Raw genomic sequence first — 16,927 nt, 5'->3', positions numbered from 1 at the left:
TAGCACAAAAAGCCAAACATGATTATATTTGCCCACCTATAATACAAGGAAACATGAATTTTAAACGGATCAACAACATTACCGGTTGGGTAGTATGCTTTATTGCCTGTACGGTTTATATTATGACAATGGAAGCCAGTGGCAGCCTTTGGGATTGTGGCGAATTTGCATCCAGCGCTTATAAATTGCAAATTCCGCATCCGCCGGGAGCCCCTTTATTTGTATTGATTGGCAGGTTATTTATGGCGCCATTTGGCCCGGCTCATGCTGCAACCGGCATTAATCTTATGAGTGCCCTGGCAAGCGGCTTCACTATTTTATTTTTGTTTTGGAGTATCACTCACTTTGCCCGTAAAATTGTTTCTGCCGATGATAAGGAATTAACACAGGACAATATTTTTAGCATTATGGCTGCCGGGGTTGTGGGTGCATTGGCTTATACCTTTTCCGATTCGTTTTGGTTTAGTGCAGTAGAAGGCGAAGTGTATGCTTTGAGCTCTTTTTTTACTGCCATTGTTTTTTGGGCAATGCTCAAATGGGAGCATAATGTTACCGAAGAACAGAAAAACGGTATTAAAGGGCATTTTACAAAAGCAGACAGGTGGATCATCCTCATTTTTTATCTTATGGGCCTTTCCATTGGGGTACACTTATTGAATCTGTTGGCAATTCCTGCTTTGGTGCTTATTTATTACTATAAAAGATACAAGGTTACCAAATGGGGTGCCTTTTGGGCTTTTGTAATTGGCTGTGGTATTACTGGCCTGGTACAAAAAGCAGTAATTCAATGGAGCATTAAGGGCGCTGGAAACCTTGATATATTTTTTGTAAACAGTTTTAAACTTCCATTTTTTAGTGGCTTTGCTTTCTTCTTTGTATTGATGGCAGCGCTGGCTTATTTTGGTTTTAAAATGGCCAATAAAAATGGCTGGAACTTTTTAAAACTCGGCCTATGGAGTTTTTTATTTATGCTCCTGGGTTATTCAACTTATTTTACAACCCTGGTACGCAGCAGCGCAAACCCTTCGGTAGATATGTTTAATGTAGATAACCCGGTAAACCTGGTAGGTTATGTAAGCCGTGAGCAATACGGCGACTGGCCCATTTTATACGGCCAGGATTTTACCGCAGAAATACAGGACACAAAAATTACCGAAACCTATATTAAAACCGATAACGGTTATGAAAAAAACGGTCGTAAAGTAGAGTATGTTTTTGCGCCACAGGATAAGCATATTTTTCCACGAATGTGGGATATGAGCAACGACCAGCAACATGCCGATTACTATGCCTCCTGGGCCGGAATAAATAAAGACGAACAGGGAAGATGGGACAGATCCCCAACCATGGCAGAAAACATTGGCTTTTTTATGAGTTACCAGGTAAACTGGATGTACTGGCGCTACTTCCTTTGGAATTTTGCCGGTAAGCAAAATGATGTACAAGGCGTAAATATGGGCAACGTAAGAGACGGTAACTGGAAAACCGGTATTGGCTTTTTTGATAAAATAAGATTGGGCGATCAAAATAAATTACCCGATACTTTAAAGAATAACAAAGCCAATAATAAGTTGTTTGCTTTACCATTTATTTTAGGTATCCTCGGCCTTATGTACCAGGTTAAAAAAGATAAACGGGATGCATTTGTTACAGGCCTGCTCTTTTTCTTTACCGGTTTTGCCATTGTTATTTACCTCAACCAGGCAGGTAATCAACCCCGTGAAAGGGATTATGCATTTGTAGGTTCGTTTTATGCCTTTGCCATTTGGATTGGTCTCGGTGTATTTTATGTAAGAGACCTAATAATGCCTTATATCAAAAATATTAAAACCAGTAATATAATTGCCGGGCTTTTATGCCTGCTTGCTGTTCCGGTATTAATGGCATCGCAGGAGTGGAACGACCACGACAGGAGCAAAAAACTTTTGGCTCCCGACCTTGCTACCGATTACCTTGAAAGTTGCGCACCCAACGCAATTGTTATTTCTTTTGGCGATAATGATACTTATCCTTTATGGTTTGCACAGGAAGTGCTGGGCGTAAGAAAAGACATAAGGGTAATTAACAGCAGCCTTTTGGGAACAGACTGGTATATAAATCAACTTCGCTATAAAATAAACGATAGCAATCCCATAGACCCTATTTGGAGCAAGGAGCAAATTCAGGGCTCAAGCCGTGATGTTATTTATGAAGCATCAAGGGTATTTGGTGGTAATGCCGGTATGGCAAATCAGTTTTTGCAACAAGCTGGTATCACAGATCCATCTCAACCCATGGACCTTTATACCATGATGAAAGATTTTGCAGGAAGCGATAGCCCCAATAAAACACAGGCATCGCAGGATGGAACGGCAATTAATATTTTTCCAACAAGAAAAGTAAGCATCCCGGTAGATGTAAACCTGGTTCGCCAAAACAAAACCGTAAATGCCGACGACTCCGTGCTAAGCAGCATACAGTTTGAAATACCTAAATCAATTTTGTATAAAAATGATGCGGCTATTTTAAATATTATTGCTGCCAATAAATGGAAAAGGCCAATTTATTTTACCTCACCCTATGGCGAGTTAGGTTTTGGAAATTTCTTAAGGCAGGATGGACTTACCTATCGCCTGGTACCTGTTGCCAATAATAAAGAAGTGAACCGGGATTGGGTGGTAGATAAAATGGGCAGCAAATTCAAGTTTGGTAATGCCAATGTACAAGGTGTTTATTTTGATGAAGAGAACAGGAGGCACCTTAATACCATTCGCCTGGCCTATGCTTCGGCTGCCAGGAACCTTGCAGAGAACGGCCGTAAGGAAGATGCCCGCAAATTGCTGAATAAATGCGACCAGGGGATGTTACAATCGAACATGCCTTACGGTATGGTAAGCCGTGGGCAGCAGCAAAACCAAATTTCGTTGCAAATGGCCCTTGCAGCTTATATAGCCGAGGATACGGTGCTGGCAACAAAAATTACCAATGCATTGCAAAAAGATATGGAGCAGCAGCAGGCCTACTATGAGTCGTTGCCAGTGAATAAGCGGGATGCCCTTTCATTTGAAGAAGAAAGAAACGCAGGATTACTCAACGCTTTGCATAGCCTTAAACAACAATTTGCAGCACCGGTAAAAGCGCCTGCCGAAACAACGGCGCCGCTTACCACACAGCCCGTTGCACCTAAGCCTGTAGATTCACCAAAAAAATAATAAAGGCTTAAATTAAGTTTAAAATAAACCCGGTTAATCACCGGGTTATTTTATTTTGTTTATTTGCAGTAGAACTGTAAATAATCATTATCCTATTAAATATAATACCGTAGTAATGAAAAAAATATTAGCATTTTTATTTTTATGTATGCTGGGCTTTGGTGCATATATTGGCTGGAACCTTTATGGGCCATCGGTTTCTTCACCCGAAGGAAAATATTTTTATATTAAAACCGGCGCATCTTATGATGAGGTTAAACAGGCCTTACTGGATAAAAAAATTATTAAAACCGCATTTTGGTTCAATAAAGTTTCCAAAAGGGTAAATTATGCCAAAAATATAAAACCCGGCCGCTACGAAATTAAAAATGGCAGCAACTTAATTAACCTTTTAAAAACACTTAAACGTGGCTGGCAGGCGCCGGTAAATTTTGTAATTACAAAATTACGTACCAAAGAAGACCTTGCCGCAAGAGTGGCCCGTTATTTTGAAACCGATTCTACAACCGCCATCCGGTTTTTATTAAGCAACGATTCTTTGGCAAAATTTCATTTAGATACCAATACAGTGATGACTGCCATAATACCCAATACCTACAGCATAAAATGGAATACCCCTTTCAATAAAATTTTTCAACGCCTGAAATCAGAGGAAGATAAATTTTGGACGGAGGAGCGAAGGCAAAAAGCAAAAAATAAAAATCTAAGCCCTCAACAGGTATATACCATTGCCAGTATTGTAGAAGAAGAAACTAATAAACAGGAAGATAAAGGCCTTATTGCAAGCGTATATATAAACAGGGTTGCCAAAAATATGCGGCTTGAAGCCGACCCAACCGTAAAATTTGCGATGCGAAATTTTGCATTAAAAAGGGTGTTGCATAAGCACCTGGATTATCTCTCTCCTTATAATACTTATCGCAATAGCGGTTTTCCGCCGGGGCCAATTTGTACAGCGTCTGCATCTACAATTGATGCCGTGCTCAATGCGCCGGAAACCAATTACATTTTTTTTGTTGCCAGGCCCGATTTTAGCGGCTACAGCAATTTTGCCGAAACCTACCAGCAACATTTAATTTATGCAAAGGCTTATCAAAAAGCATTGGATAGTTTATTTTTGAGCAAACAAAATAAACCTGCTCAATAACTTTGCTCCGCATACAACGCATATTACTCAACTTAACACCCATTCCCTGGTTGTTGCAAAAAAGTAAAAACTGGTACCCGCCGGGCTTTGAAGGTGTAGCGCTATATGATGTACTTAACTTTTTTCGCAGGCAACTTACCCATTACAATATTATGGAAAGGGCATCTGCGGTTTCTTTCAATTTTGTAATGTCGCTTCCGCCATCGTTACTTTTTTTACTTACCCTGTTGCCCAATTTGCCTTTTATATCCAAACGGGTTATTAAAATCCAGCTGCACAGGTTGATACGAGATATCATTCCATCCTATACTTACAATAAAGGAGTAATAGAATTTGTAGATAGTTTTTTGGCGGCAAATAAATTCGGCCTTATTTCTTTTGGTCTTTTGCTCTCTTTATTTTTTGCATCAAATGGAATGATGGGCGTATTGCGGTCGTTTAATAAAAACACTTATATGGGCTTTAGTAAAAGAAAAGGCCTGCACAACAGGATTATTGCCATAAGGTTAACTTTTGTGTTATTTGGATTATTGCTTGCATATTTTTTATTGCTCATACTACAAGGCCAGTTGCTCAACCTGCTGGTTAAAAATGTTCACCTTAAAAATATAATTATTTATAGCCGATGGACCTTTATCATCATCTTATTGTTTTTAGCCATCGGGTTTATTTTTAGGTATGCGCCGGCCATAAAAAAAAGATGGAAATTTATTTCTCCCGGCGTAATATTTTCTACCAGCCTTTGCCTTTTGGCTACCCTGGGTTTTTCTTATTTTGTTTCGCACTTTGCCGCTTATAATGCCTTGTATGGTTCCATAGGTACCATAATGATGGTGATGGCTTTAATTTTTATTAATTCCCTGGCTTTATTGCTGGGTTTTGAGCTCAATGTAAGTATCAATTCCTTAAAAGAAATATCAGCAAAAAGGGTAGTAAATACCTGATTTACAATGTTTTTACAATAAATTTACCGGTAATATTTTTTTTGTTAACTTTATCCCTCTTTTACTAATAAACTGTTTATAATGAAAAAAATATTTTTTATACTTGCTCCTTTGGCTTTAGTATTTTCTTTTGCTTTTGTTACCAGTGAAACATTGCCTATTGGCGCAAGATTACCAATGGCCGATTACCAAATGGCCAATGTGAAAACCGGCTATTTTACATCGGTAAAACAAGAGGCCAGAGAAAATGGCGTTTTGGTAATGTTCAGCAGTAACAATTGTTTAGCTGTAGAAAAAATTAAAAGCCGCACTTTGGATGCAGCAGAGTTTGCCCAAAAAAATAATATAGGTGTAGTATTTGTAAACAGTAATGAAGCCCAAAGAAATGGTACTGAAAGTTATGATGCTATGAAAGCTTACTTTAATGCCAATAAATACGATTGGAGTTATGTTTTAGATGCAAAAAATGCTTTGGCCAATGCATTTGGCGCCAACTTTACACCGGAGATTTTTCTCTTTGATAAAAATATGACCCTGGTTTACCATGGTGCAATTGATAACAATTTGAATGAATCTGGCGCTGTAACACATAAGCATCTTTTGGAGGCGCTTTCAGCAGTTTCTGCCAACAAGCCGGTTTCTGTTACCGAAAGCCCGGTTACAGGTTGTGCCATTAACCGGTTAATGAGCAATTAATAATTATCAAAAAAAAATTTGAAACCCTGGAAGTTTTCCGGGGTTTTTATTTTTTTACTTATGGAGCAGCCGGTACAAAATAATTGCTGCTGATACCGCTGCGTTAAGCGATTCTGCACTACCTGTGCGCTCTATGGTGATTTGTTTATCACATAAGCTTAAAATTTCATTGCTTATGCCTTTAGATTCATTACCCACGATAATTATGCCTTCCTGTATTGGTTTTATTTGTTGCAAGGGCTGACCATTTAATACCGTGGCATATTTTTTAACAGGAGATTTTTTTAAAAAATCAACTAAACTGGTATAAATAATATTCACCCTTCCAAGGCTTGCCATGGTACTTTGTACAACTTTGGGGTTGTACATATCTGCTGAATGTTGTGAACAAATGATATTTCTAATGCCAAACCAATCGGCAGTGCGGATAATCGTTCCCAGGTTTCCCGGATCCTGTATTTCATCTAAAGCCAAAGAAATTTTTTGCGTAAGATCAGGGTTTTCATTGCTGGAAACTTTTTCAAAAACGGCTAAAACCTGGTTGGGTGCAGGCATTGCCGAAATTTTTTCCAGCTCAAATGCTTCAATAATGGTTATGCTCCCGGCGCTTTTAAAACCCGGTTTTCCGGCATTTTCATCAACCCAGTTTTGCAGGGCAAAAACCGATGTACATGTAAAATTATTTTCATTTAAAAATTCTGCAACCAGTTTTGGGCCTTCCGCCACAAAGCAGCCCGTTTCATCTCTAAATTTTTTGTGCTGTAAACTTTGAATATATTTGGCAGTGCTTTTGCTTAACATTTGTAATAATTGTATGAAATTAAAGGAGTATCCTTTTAAAATAATCGCCAGGTTAAATTTTTTTTTACTTGTTGCTGTATTGCTTTTCTCCTGCACTATCACCCGTTACAAAAAACTGCCTTTAAATAAACCCTTTGTTGCCAAAAATACCATTAAAGTTTCGGATGATAAATTAACAAAAGGCGAAAAAGAGTTTATTGAAGAAAAGTTATACACCCAGTTAGATGACAGCGCACAGGTAAAAATAAAATCACCTATTTTTTTTCTTGATATAATTTCTGCACCGCCGGCTTATGATACTATCTACTCTTCCCTGTCGGCAAATAACATGGAAGCATCGCTTTTTCACTTAGGCTTTTACGATGCACAGGCAGCTTATAAAGCTGATACCTCCGGTAGAAAAGTAAAGGTTCATTATACCATTAATGCCGGTAAAAGAACTTTAATAGATACTATTGGGTACCAGCTGCAATTGCCGGAGTTACAACAGTTTGCAATGGCATCTAAGCCCAATAGTTTATTGGCAAAGGGGTTACCCATTACAAAATCGGCTGTAATGGGCGAAATTAACCGGCTGGTAGATACTTTTAGAAATAACGGGTATTATAAATTTACCGCAGCAGAATTAAAAGTAAGGGGAGACACCACAATTGCAGCATTAACTACTGTAAGCGATGACCCTTTTGAGCAACTGGAATTGCTGGCCCAGGCACAGGCATTGAAAGACTCTCCTAAAATTAAACTTGCCCTTATTTTAAATCCGCCTGAAGACAGCAGCAAACTTGAAAAATATTTTATAGATAAAATTTTTCTTTTAATAGATTATGTACCTGGCGATAATTTAATCGATACAGTAAATATTAACCAGCGAACCACCGCTTCGGGCAACTTTATTTTGCGCTATCACCAGCAATTTTTACGTATAGGGTTTATTGCCCGAAATATTTTATTCAAACGGGGAGAAGTGTTTCGCCAAAATGACTATTACCAAACATTGACCAACCTGGCAAAAGCCGGTATGTGGCAAAGTGTAAATATCCAAATTGTGGAACATCCACAATCCAATAAATTAGATTTAATTGTAGAGCTCATCCCCATAAAAAAATTTGGTTTTGAAGCTACATTGGAAACCAGTTACTCTGCCGTTACCAACCAGGCCAATGCAATAGGCGGTAGCCAGTTTGGCTTATCGGGTAACTTATCTTTTGTAAACAGAAATATTGCCAGGGAAGCCATACACATGACGCATAGCCTCCACTCCGGTGTGGAGTTTAATAACAATGCCAGGAGCAATACCACCAATCTCATCAACTCCAATGAATTTCGTTACAGCAATAGCATCATCATACCCAGGATAATAAATTTATTTCCATCAAAAGATAAAAATATTACTGGCAGAAGAGGAAGGTATAAAGCCGGTGAAACTTTTTTCAACACTTCTATAGCTTATGCCAACAGGTTGCAATTGTTCAACCTGCAATCGGTTGATTTAAGCATTGGTACCAGCAAAATAAATAAAGAGGGTGCAAAATGGGTTTTCAGGCCGGTAATTGCAGAATTTAATTACCTGTTTAATGAAAGTGATAGTTTCAGGAATATTTTAAAAGACAACCCTTTTTTACGTTACTCATATAATACAGCATTTGCAGGCGGCATGGGCCTTAGCTGGTCAAAATCTTTTTTTAATCCACGGCATTTGCGTAGCACAGGTAAAGAAAGAACAATTAAATGGAACGTTGAAGAATCTGGTCTTACCTGGGGCTTATTGCCCTTTCTTAATAAATACAAGAAAAAATATATTAAAACCGATGTGGAATATCATTACACGGTTAGTTACAAAAAAACGGTTTTGGCATTTCACTTTTTTGGTGGCGTGGGCATTCCCTTGTCAAAAAAAGATACTACACTGCCCTTTTTCAAACAATATTTTGGCGGCGGAAGCACCAGTTTAAGGGGCTGGCCGGTAAGGGGAGTTGGGTTGGGTTCGCAGCCTTTAAAACCATATCAAAAAAATATTTTTAACGAACGTACAGGAGATATAAAGCTTGAGGCCAATGTAGAATACCGGTATGATATTGCAAAAATAATTCCCAATACACTTATACTCCGTGGTGCTGTATTTGCCGATGCAGGCAATATATGGAACTGGAGACCCTCTGTAAATAATGGAATTACATCGGATACCGGACAGTTTAAACTTAAAAACCTGTACAGGGAAATAGGTTTGTCGGCTGGTACGGGTTTGCGCCTCGATTTTAATTATGTGGTGCTGCGTCTCGATTTTGGTTTTAGAGTGAAACGCCCGGAAACAAGCTATTTCAATGATGGATGGAAGTTGCCTTCACTCAGTTTTAATGATATAATCCCAAAACTTTTTTCCGGAAAGTACCGGCAATGGCGGTATGAAAATTTTAATTTTTCCATTGGTATCAATTATGCCTTTTAATGATATTGCACTTTGTTACATACATTCATTTTTTGTAAATTTGCTACCCTCACATCAATCTAAATTTAATTATGGGAAGGATATTTGAAGTAAGAAAAGGCGCCATGTTTGCCCGATGGGACAAAATGGCCAAAGATTTTACCCGTATTGGAAAAGAAATTGCCATTGCTGTAAAAGCCAGTGGCCCCGACCCGGATAATAACCCTGCATTAAGAAGATGCTACCTTAATGCCAAAGCTTGTAATATGCCCAAAGACAGGGTAGAAGCGGCTATTAAAAGGGCAATGGGTAAAGATACCAGCAATTATGAAGAAATAACTTATGAAGGTTACGCACCGCATGGCGTAGCACTTATGATAGAAACAGCTACCGACAACCCTACTAGAACCGTTGCTAATGTGCGGATGCATTTTACAAAAGGAAATGGCTCATTGGGAACAAGCGGAAGCGTAGCTTATACGTTTAACCGTATGGGCGAATTTAAAATTAAAAATTCAGGACAAAATATTGAAGAGCTTGAACTGGAATTAATTGATTATGGCCTGGAAGAAATTGGCGAAAACAGCGAAGGGAATATTATTATCCGCACGGCTTATAATGAATTTGGCCACATGAATAAAGCACTTGAAGAAAAAAATATTGAAGTAATAACTGCCGAGCTTACCCGGATACCGGTAAATACTGTAGAACTGAGCGAAGAAGGTTCTAATGAAGTATTAAAACTGGTAGATAAATTAGAGCAGGATGAAGATGTACAAAAAGTTTACCATAACCTTAAATAAAAAAACCCGGTTTTTCCTGGGCTTTTTATTTATCCTTATTCATCTACACGAAAAGAAATTTTGCATACCACTCCAAAAGTGGTAACCTTACCATCTTTTACGTGTGCTTTAATATCTTTTACATAAACAGAGTCTATGTTCCTGATGGTTTTTGAAGCTTCTTTTACTGCAATTTGAATTGCATCATCAACCCCTTTACTGGACGATGAAATTACTTCTACAACTTTTACAATAGCCATAATCTAGATTTTTTGGGTAAAAAATTTTATAAATATATTGCATATATTATGCCGAATTAAAGATAACCCCTTTTTTGCTTTAATTTTTTTTGTAGTTTTTCAGTTTATTGGGTAATAATAAAAATAAATTTAATTGATAAAGCCAACCCGGTTATTTAAAGAGTTTTTTAATAGTGAAAAAGCCGGTGGGCTGCTGATTATTTTTTGTACCATTATTTCACTGCTTATAGCCAACAGCAGTATGGGCAATGCCTATCATAATTTTTGGCAAATGCCTTTTGCCGGGCATAATATAGAATATTGGGTGAACGACGGCTTAATGACCGTTTTCTTTTTATTGATTGGCCTTGAGCTGGAGCGAGAAGTTTACAAGGGCGAATTATCGAATTATAAAAATGCCATGTTGCCTGTATTTGGTGCTATTGGCGGCATGATTGTACCTGCGGCATTTTTTTTATTTTTTAACTACGGTACAGAAACCCAGGCAGGTGCTGGTATTCCCATGGCTACCGATATTGCATTTGCGCTTGGTGTGCTCTCTTTATTGGGAAACAAGGTGCCCACATCATTAAAAATTTTTTTAACAGCTCTTGCCGTAATTGATGATATTGGTGCAATTTTAGTAATTGCATTTTTTTACAGTAAAACTATTTCATTGGTTAACCTGTTGCTGGCATTGGGCATTTTTGGTTCACTTTTAATAATGAACCGTTTAAAAATACGCAACCTTGTTCCTTATTTAATTGGTGGCGTGGCCATGTGGTATTTTATGCTCAATTCTGGCGTACATGCAACTATTGCCGGAATTTTACTTGCTTTTGCAATACCTTTTGGAAATGGTAAGCCACAATCCAGCTCTTATATTTTGCAACATTTTTTGCATAAACCTGTGGCTTTTTTCATTGTACCTATTTTTGTACTTGCCAATACGGCAATTGTACTAAAGGGTAGTATTGCAAACCTTTTTACTTTGGATTATAGCATAGGTATAGCTGCCGGCTTACTATTGGGTAAACCCGTTGGTATTTTTTTGTTGAGTGTTATTGCAGTAAAATCCGGTATAGGTAAAATGCCGAAGGACCTGAATTGGAAAAGTATTTTTGGCGCTGGCATTTTAGGCGGCATTGGTTTTACCATGTCTATTTTTATTACGCTACTGGCATTTGATAACGTGGAAATAGTCAACAAAGCTAAATTGGCTATTTTAATAAGCTCCCTCGTTGCAGGCGTTTTAGGATATTTAATGCTGCAATTTATTTTGAGGCACAAAGCAAAAAATTAATTTACTGTAGTGGTAATTCGAAGAAAATATTTGACAGGGAAAAGGAAATTGTAAAAAGCACGTCAGGCCTCAACAATTTTTACTTCATAAACGGCGCTAAATAAATAGTATTTTTTTGTAGCAGGTTCAAAACATTTATATCTTGTTCGTATCCTTGGCCCTTTTTGAAAAATCCGTTTGTCGCTGGTGGTAAATAATGCATTATTGGGCAGTTGCTCCACAAAAAAATGATTGTCTTTTTTTATATCGTATTTATTTAATACACGCATCAGGTGGGTATCAGCGCAACTGCTGGCAGCTGGGTTGTGCTGCGATTGTAAAAGGGCACTTTCAATTTCTTCCGGAAAAAATTTTTGTTGAATAAATTCGGATAAAATATTCCTAAATTCATTTTTCCATTCTTTACCATGCGAAGCAACCCGGTTGCCGTAGCGCTCAAAAGTAAACAGGTGCGCAAGCTCATGCAATATGGTTATGAGAAATGAATAGCTGTTCAAATTGCCGTTTACACTTATACGGTGGCCTTTATGGTTTGTTGCGTGGCGGTAATCGCCAAGTATGGTTTTGCGGCTTTTGGTAATAGTAAGTTGCACTTTGTATTGGGTAATATAATGCATTACCATATTAAAACTGCCCTGGGGCAGGTAAGATGCCAGCGCAGAAAATGGATGCTCTTCTTTAGGCATTGGGTTTGCGGTTCAATTTCAGTAAGGTTTTTATTTCTGCAAAAAGATAAAAAAGGTACATCAGCATGGCTGCAACTACGGAAAGGCTGCTGAATTTTTCGGTTACAAAATAATAAACCAGTATTGCAGCAACGGTTAAAAACATTTTCAACATCATACCCGTAATGGTGCTGCGTATAAATTGATGGGGATTTGGGGCATGAAGGCTTTTCTTCTGGATAAAAAATACCAGTAAGGATAAAATCAGGAAAAATACATTGGCAAGTATTAAAATATTTTTCTGCAAGCCCCATTTTTCAATTGAGCCCCAAAGAAAAAATATGAGCAGGGTAAAAAAAGAAAATACAATTAAAAAAGGTAAAAAAATCCGCTTTCTGAAATCCATTTTATTATTTTTTGGGTGCTGTATCTTTTATTACTTTATAAATTAAAAGGGTAATAATGAACAAAGGTAGCACCCAAACGGCTAATGGCATTTTAAAATTTAGCCAATGGTCTATTTTTAAACCAAAATAAACTGCAGCGCCAAGGGCCACAATAATTTGTGTGCCCAGGCTTAAATATTTCCACAATAAAGCGTTATTGTTTTTTTTATTCATTTACGGCCACAGGTAAGCCTGTTGACGAATTTAGTTCTACCACATTGGCGCCCATTTTGCACTGTCCATTGAAACTTACCGTATGTTCCATTTGTAATTTACCGGTATTAATGTCGCCATCAATTATGGCCAGGTTTTTTAATTGCAGCAATTCAGCAATATTTAAATTGCCTTTTACATGGCCAAAAATATCGGCATCTTTGCTATGCACATTTCCTTCAACTAATGCATTGGCGCCAATAATAATCCTTGCTTTGCTGCGTATATTGCCTTTAATTAAACCATCAAGCCTTATATCGCCATTGCTTTCAATATCCCCTGTAATTATGGTTCCCTGTGCAATAATGCTGCAACCTGCATTTTCTTCCGGCGAAGATTTTGATTTTGAGGTAAACATAGTAAATATTGGTAGTTTTAAAGTGATAGAATAAATTGTTAACGTTGCCGTTTCAATTTTATTCTTAATCGTCGGAATTTTCCACTTTAGGCAAGGCTAATTTATTGGTATCCAGCTTAATATCTTTTCCACTTAATACTTTTTGAAGATCTTCAAGGTACTGGTGCTGTAGCTTTAGCGATTGTTCCATAGAATCGGTACGCATCTTTAGCTCCCTGTATTCTTTAATTTGTTTTGCATTGCCCAGGCCTACGCCGGGTAAATAGTATTTTAACGGCGTAAAAATAATAAGGGCAGTAGTTAATGCCACCAAAAGCACAAATATTACGCTTAGGGCTGTATAAACACTCCAGCGGGATAATTTAAATTTAACTACTTCTTCATAAGTATCCTCGTTCATAATTATCAAACGGTACTTATTTCTTAGTCTTTTTAATGTAGTGTTGGTATCCATAGTTTTATAAATCAGCTTAAAATTAATCAATTGCTATGGTAATGCGGAATATTCAAACAAGCTGTCTCTTTGTTTTTAACATATTTTAGCCCGGCAAACTAATGATTTTCATACATTAGAGCTTAATTTTGGCTATTCTTATTTTTAAGCCGATATTTAAGGTTATATCTAACCGTAATTAAACATGTTGAAACCATTGAGCCGTATTTTTTGTTCCCTTTGTTTTGCTTTTTTATGGCATCTTTCCATTGCACAACCCGGTTGGACAATTGACCCCTTTGGCAAAGAAAAAAAGCCAGAAGAATATGAAAACAAAAAATTGGGCTCTGAAAAAACTGCCGATAAGAAATTTACTGTAACCCGGCGCATTATACAAAATACTGTTTCTCATTTTAATTATTATTTTAATGCCAATAATAAATTAAATGCGGTGATAGACCAGGCCAAATACGGCCATAAAGATGATTATGCCAGGTTGCTTCCTTTTTATCCTTACAGCCTCGATGTTACTGCACAACAAAAAACCGAACTGGATTCGGTAATTTATAAATGCACCGCAGGCATTTTATTGCATGATTTAAGAACAGATTGGGTTGATAATTTTTATTTGCTAATGGGCAAATCTTATTTTCTTAAAAAAGATTTTGACTCGGCTACCAAGGTGTTCCAGTTTATTAATTACAACCTCTTTCCCCGTAAAAAGAAAAACGATGATGATACCAAAGTTATTGGCACCAATAATACGCCGGGTATGGGGCTTAGTATTGCCGATAAGGAAAAACGCAATGTAATTCAGCGGGCATTTACACTGCCGCCAAGCAGAAACGATGCTTTAATATGGCTGGTGCGTACTTACACCGAGGCTGGAGAATACGGAGATGCAGCAGGGCTTATAAATATTTTACAAAACGATAAAAATCTGCCCGCCCGGTTAAAGAACAACCTGGAAGAAGTTACTGCTTACTGGTTTTTTGCACAGGAAAATTATGATAGTGCAGCCAACCATCTTTCATTGGCATTATCCAATGCCGATACCAGGCAGGATAAAAGCCGCTGGGAATATTTACTGGCACAGTTGTACGAAATGAAGGGAAGTTTTGATTTGGCAAAAAATTTTTATGCAAAAGCATCCAGGCATACCACCAATCCTGTAATGGATATTTATGCCCAATTGAACAGCGCTAAAATGCTCGAGAAAAAGGGCGATTTTAAAGAACTGAATAATGTAATTGCCAATTTAGTAAGAATGACCAGGAAAGATAAGTATGCAAATTACCGGGATATCCTTTTCTATTCAGCAGCCGTACTCGCCATGCAAAAGCCAGATACGGCAAATGCTATTACTTTGTTTGAAAAAGGAACAAAGTTTTCGCCCGAAGACAGGCTAGCCTATAAAAATAAATCTTTTCTTTCGTTGGGCGATATTGCTTACAGCCAAAAACGTTACCGGGATGCATCGGGTTATTACGACAGCCTTCAACTAAGCGACCCGGATATGGCCGATGTAGCAGTGGATATTGAAGCCAAAAGAAAAGTTTTGCATAAGCTGGTACAGTATTATACCACAATGGAAAGGGAAGATAGCTTAATGAAAATAGCCTCCTTGCCAGAAAAAGAAAGAGATGATTTTGTAAAGGAACTGGCTAAAAAGTACCGCAAACTCCAGGGGAAAAAATACGTAGAAGAAAATGTTGCCTTTACGCCTATCGAATTTAAAAATGATAAGGATAAACAGGGCGATATGTTTGAAAAAGACAGGAAAGACAAAAGCGCCAAAGACGGAGCTACCTGGTACTTTTCAGATGCAAGTGCAAAAAGCCGGGGATCATCTGAGTTTAAATCGCTTTGGGGAAAAAGGGAAAACGTAGATAACTGGAGAAGAAAAGCAGCTATTGAATTGTTAGCCAAGCAAAAATTGGCTGCTCAAAATAATAACAATCCCGATGAACCGCTGCCCCCGGGAAGTGAAGATGAAGTAACGATACAGGCAGCAAAAGAAGCGAATTATAGTTACGAAGGCATGATGGCCAGCCTTCCGCTAAGCCAGGCCCAAAAAGATACCAGCAACAGTATTATTGCTTCAAATCTTTTGGCTATTGCTACTATTTTTCAAAATGAATTGATGGATTATGAACAAGCGGTAATTGCCTATATCGAGTTCCTGGAAAGGTTTAAAAATAATGATAAGGAAGCAGATGCTTATTTTGGTTTATACTATTGCTATACCAAATTGGGTATGACCAGTAAGGCAGAATATTACAAAAATATAATTACCAATAAATATGCAGCTACAAAGTATAACACTATTATCCAAAACCCACAATCATTAAACCCCGATTATAAAGAACCGGCCGTAACTGCTTTGTATGAAAATATTTACAGTTTGTATATCGAAGGTAAGTTTGATAGTGCAGCTTTAGCTAAGCAAAAAGCAGATAGCTTGTATGGAAATAATTATTGGACACCCCAATTATTATACATTGAAGCGGTACAACTCATACAACAAAAAAAAGACAGCGCTGCTATTGCCGTGTTAACCGATCTGCAGAATTTATACCGTACATCACCCTTGTCACTTAAAGCTGCCAACCTTATAGAAGTGCTGGGCCGTAGGGCACAAATTGAAACATATCTTACCAATCTTGAAGTAACCCGGGCAAACGAAGAAAAAATTATAGTAGGTGATGAAACGGCACAGCCTGTTGAAACTAAAAAGCCATTTCAGCAGGTTGCGGTTGTACCTGTAAAAACTATTGCATCCACCACTATTAAACCCCAAACATCCGATTCTTTAATAAAAATATTACCACAATTTAAAAGTGGGGCATTTGCACTTGAGCCAGAAAAACCACAAATGGTAATTATGATAATGGATAAGGTAGACCCTGTTTATGTAAACGAAGCTAAAAATGCCATGAACCGTTATAACCGGGGAAATTATAATTACCGGAATATTACAGTAAATAAAGATGCCCTGGATGCCGATAAAGCATTATTGGTATTTTCCTCATTTAATAATGCTGCAGAAGCCATAGCCTATTACGATAAAGTAAAAAAAGCCGCACCTTCTGAAATTTCCTGGTTACAACCTTCCAAATATTATTTTTTAATAATTTCAGATGCCAATTTAACTGTTTTAAAAATTAATAAAGATATACCTGCATATAGAAATTTACTCAATACCAATTTTGGGAACAAATTTTGATGATACTAATGCCGTACTAAACATTAAGTAGCTGAAGGAAAAGTGCCATTAAATTTTT

Annotated in this window: 15 protein-coding genes; 8 read left to right on the top strand and 7 right to left on the bottom strand. The window is 37.5% G+C overall.

The genetic code is table 11. The features are described 5' to 3' along the window. Window positions 1–53: 53 nt before the first annotated feature. From IPO46_03885 to IPO46_03870, 4 genes are all read left to right on the top strand, one after another. Entirely contained in the window at window positions 54–3,191 is a 3,138-nt protein-coding gene (locus tag IPO46_03885) for a DUF2723 domain-containing protein (protein ID QQS63741.1), read from the top strand. Window positions 3,192–3,306: 115 nt separating this feature from the next. After that, on the top strand, window positions 3,307–4,338 hold the full coding sequence (gene mltG / locus IPO46_03880) for an endolytic transglycosylase MltG (protein QQS63740.1): 1,032 nt from the start codon (window positions 3,307–3,309) through the stop codon (window positions 4,336–4,338). Window positions 4,339–4,340: 2 nt separating this feature from the next. Beyond that, window positions 4,341–5,282, top strand: coding sequence for a YihY/virulence factor BrkB family protein (locus tag IPO46_03875; protein QQS63739.1), 942 nt, complete (start codon window positions 4,341–4,343; stop codon window positions 5,280–5,282). An 81-nt stretch (window positions 5,283–5,363) separates the two neighbouring features. Then, window positions 5,364–5,978 carry a redoxin domain-containing protein gene (locus IPO46_03870; protein ID QQS63738.1) on the top strand — a complete coding sequence of 205 codons (615 nt, stop codon included), beginning with the start codon at window positions 5,364–5,366 and terminating at the stop codon, window positions 5,976–5,978. A 54-nt stretch (window positions 5,979–6,032) separates the two neighbouring features. On the opposite strand, the gene IPO46_03865 is transcribed toward IPO46_03870, so the two are convergent. Next, window positions 6,033–6,779 (bottom strand): RNA methyltransferase, encoded by a 747-nt coding sequence (locus IPO46_03865; GenBank protein QQS63737.1) that lies wholly within the window; start codon window positions 6,777–6,779, stop codon window positions 6,033–6,035. 13 nt (window positions 6,780–6,792) lie between these two features. Between IPO46_03865 and IPO46_03860 the strand changes: the two genes are divergently transcribed. Both IPO46_03860 and IPO46_03855 read left to right on the top strand, forming a co-directional pair. Continuing rightward, window positions 6,793–9,225 (top strand): BamA/TamA family outer membrane protein, encoded by a 2,433-nt coding sequence (locus IPO46_03860; GenBank protein ID QQS63736.1) that lies wholly within the window; start codon window positions 6,793–6,795, stop codon window positions 9,223–9,225. Window positions 9,226–9,296: 71 nt separating this feature from the next. Further along, a complete protein-coding gene (locus tag IPO46_03855) occupies window positions 9,297–10,007 on the top strand; it encodes a YebC/PmpR family DNA-binding transcriptional regulator (GenBank protein ID QQS63735.1) in 711 nt (236 codons plus the stop codon). Between the two features lie 35 nt (window positions 10,008–10,042). Here the strand turns inward: IPO46_03855 and IPO46_03850 are convergent, their stop codons facing one another. Then, entirely contained in the window at window positions 10,043–10,246 is a 204-nt protein-coding gene (locus IPO46_03850) for a dodecin domain-containing protein (GenBank protein QQS63734.1), read from the bottom strand. 136 nt (window positions 10,247–10,382) lie between these two features. Here IPO46_03850 and nhaA point away from each other — a divergent pair, with 136 nt between their 5' ends. Then, entirely contained in the window at window positions 10,383–11,528 is a 1,146-nt protein-coding gene (gene nhaA, locus IPO46_03845; GenBank protein ID QQS64314.1) for a Na+/H+ antiporter NhaA, read from the top strand. A 62-nt stretch (window positions 11,529–11,590) separates the two neighbouring features. Here nhaA and IPO46_03840 read toward each other — a convergent pair whose 3' ends face one another. The 5 genes from IPO46_03840 to IPO46_03820 all read right to left on the bottom strand — a co-directional run bounded on the left by IPO46_03840 (window position 11,591) and on the right by IPO46_03820 (window position 13,664). Continuing rightward, window positions 11,591–12,214, bottom strand: coding sequence for a SprT-like domain-containing protein (locus IPO46_03840; protein ID QQS63733.1), 624 nt, complete (start codon window positions 12,212–12,214; stop codon window positions 11,591–11,593). Next, complete coding sequence (locus tag IPO46_03835) at window positions 12,207–12,599, bottom strand: hypothetical protein (GenBank protein QQS63732.1); 393 nt, start codon at window positions 12,597–12,599, stop codon at window positions 12,207–12,209. The genes IPO46_03840 and IPO46_03835 overlap by 8 nt, the downstream gene beginning before the upstream one ends. Before the next feature lie 4 nt (window positions 12,600–12,603). Beyond that, complete coding sequence (locus IPO46_03830; GenBank protein ID QQS63731.1) at window positions 12,604–12,813, bottom strand: hypothetical protein; 210 nt, start codon at window positions 12,811–12,813, stop codon at window positions 12,604–12,606. Beyond that, a complete protein-coding gene (locus IPO46_03825; protein ID QQS63730.1) occupies window positions 12,806–13,210 on the bottom strand; it encodes a polymer-forming cytoskeletal protein in 405 nt (134 codons plus the stop codon). The genes IPO46_03830 and IPO46_03825 overlap by 8 nt, the downstream gene beginning before the upstream one ends. Window positions 13,211–13,274: 64 nt before the next feature. Further along, window positions 13,275–13,664 (bottom strand): hypothetical protein, encoded by a 390-nt coding sequence (locus tag IPO46_03820; GenBank protein QQS63729.1) that lies wholly within the window; start codon window positions 13,662–13,664, stop codon window positions 13,275–13,277. A 184-nt stretch (window positions 13,665–13,848) separates the two neighbouring features. Here IPO46_03820 and IPO46_03815 point away from each other — a divergent pair, with 184 nt between their 5' ends. Further along, window positions 13,849–16,869 carry a hypothetical protein gene (locus tag IPO46_03815; protein QQS63728.1) on the top strand — a complete coding sequence of 1,007 codons (3,021 nt, stop codon included), beginning with the start codon at window positions 13,849–13,851 and terminating at the stop codon, window positions 16,867–16,869. The last annotated feature ends 58 nt before the right edge of the window (window positions 16,870–16,927 follow it).

The organism is Chitinophagaceae bacterium, assembly GCA_016699815.1.
Lineage (GTDB): Bacteria > Bacteroidota > Bacteroidia > Chitinophagales > Chitinophagaceae > Ferruginibacter.
Note: the sequence above shows the minus strand (reverse complement) of the source record. Positions and strands in the feature narration are given on the sequence as shown.

Excerpts from the sequence above, each read along its gene's own strand:
- IPO46_03830 (QQS63731.1), bottom strand. The coding sequence starts at position 12,813 with ATGAATAAAAAAAACAATAACGCTTTATTGTGGAAATATTTAAGCCTG.
- IPO46_03840 (QQS63733.1), bottom strand. The coding sequence starts at position 12,214 with ATGCCTAAAGAAGAGCATCCATTTTCTGCGCTGGCATCTTACCTGCCC.
- IPO46_03860 (QQS63736.1), top strand. The coding sequence starts at position 6,793 with ATGAAATTAAAGGAGTATCCTTTTAAAATAATCGCCAGGTTAAATTTT.
- IPO46_03855 (QQS63735.1), top strand. The coding sequence starts at position 9,297 with ATGGGAAGGATATTTGAAGTAAGAAAAGGCGCCATGTTTGCCCGATGG.
- IPO46_03825 (QQS63730.1), bottom strand. The coding sequence starts at position 13,210 with ATGTTTACCTCAAAATCAAAATCTTCGCCGGAAGAAAATGCAGGTTGC.
- IPO46_03865 (QQS63737.1), bottom strand. The coding sequence starts at position 6,779 with ATGTTAAGCAAAAGCACTGCCAAATATATTCAAAGTTTACAGCACAAA.
- IPO46_03815 (QQS63728.1), top strand. The coding sequence starts at position 13,849 with ATGTTGAAACCATTGAGCCGTATTTTTTGTTCCCTTTGTTTTGCTTTT.
- IPO46_03885 (QQS63741.1), top strand. The coding sequence starts at position 54 with ATGAATTTTAAACGGATCAACAACATTACCGGTTGGGTAGTATGCTTT.
- IPO46_03850 (QQS63734.1), bottom strand. The coding sequence starts at position 10,246 with ATGGCTATTGTAAAAGTTGTAGAAGTAATTTCATCGTCCAGTAAAGGG.
- IPO46_03835 (QQS63732.1), bottom strand. The coding sequence starts at position 12,599 with ATGGATTTCAGAAAGCGGATTTTTTTACCTTTTTTAATTGTATTTTCT.
- IPO46_03870 (QQS63738.1), top strand. The coding sequence starts at position 5,364 with ATGAAAAAAATATTTTTTATACTTGCTCCTTTGGCTTTAGTATTTTCT.
- mltG (QQS63740.1), top strand. The coding sequence starts at position 3,307 with ATGAAAAAAATATTAGCATTTTTATTTTTATGTATGCTGGGCTTTGGT.
- IPO46_03820 (QQS63729.1), bottom strand. The coding sequence starts at position 13,664 with ATGGATACCAACACTACATTAAAAAGACTAAGAAATAAGTACCGTTTG.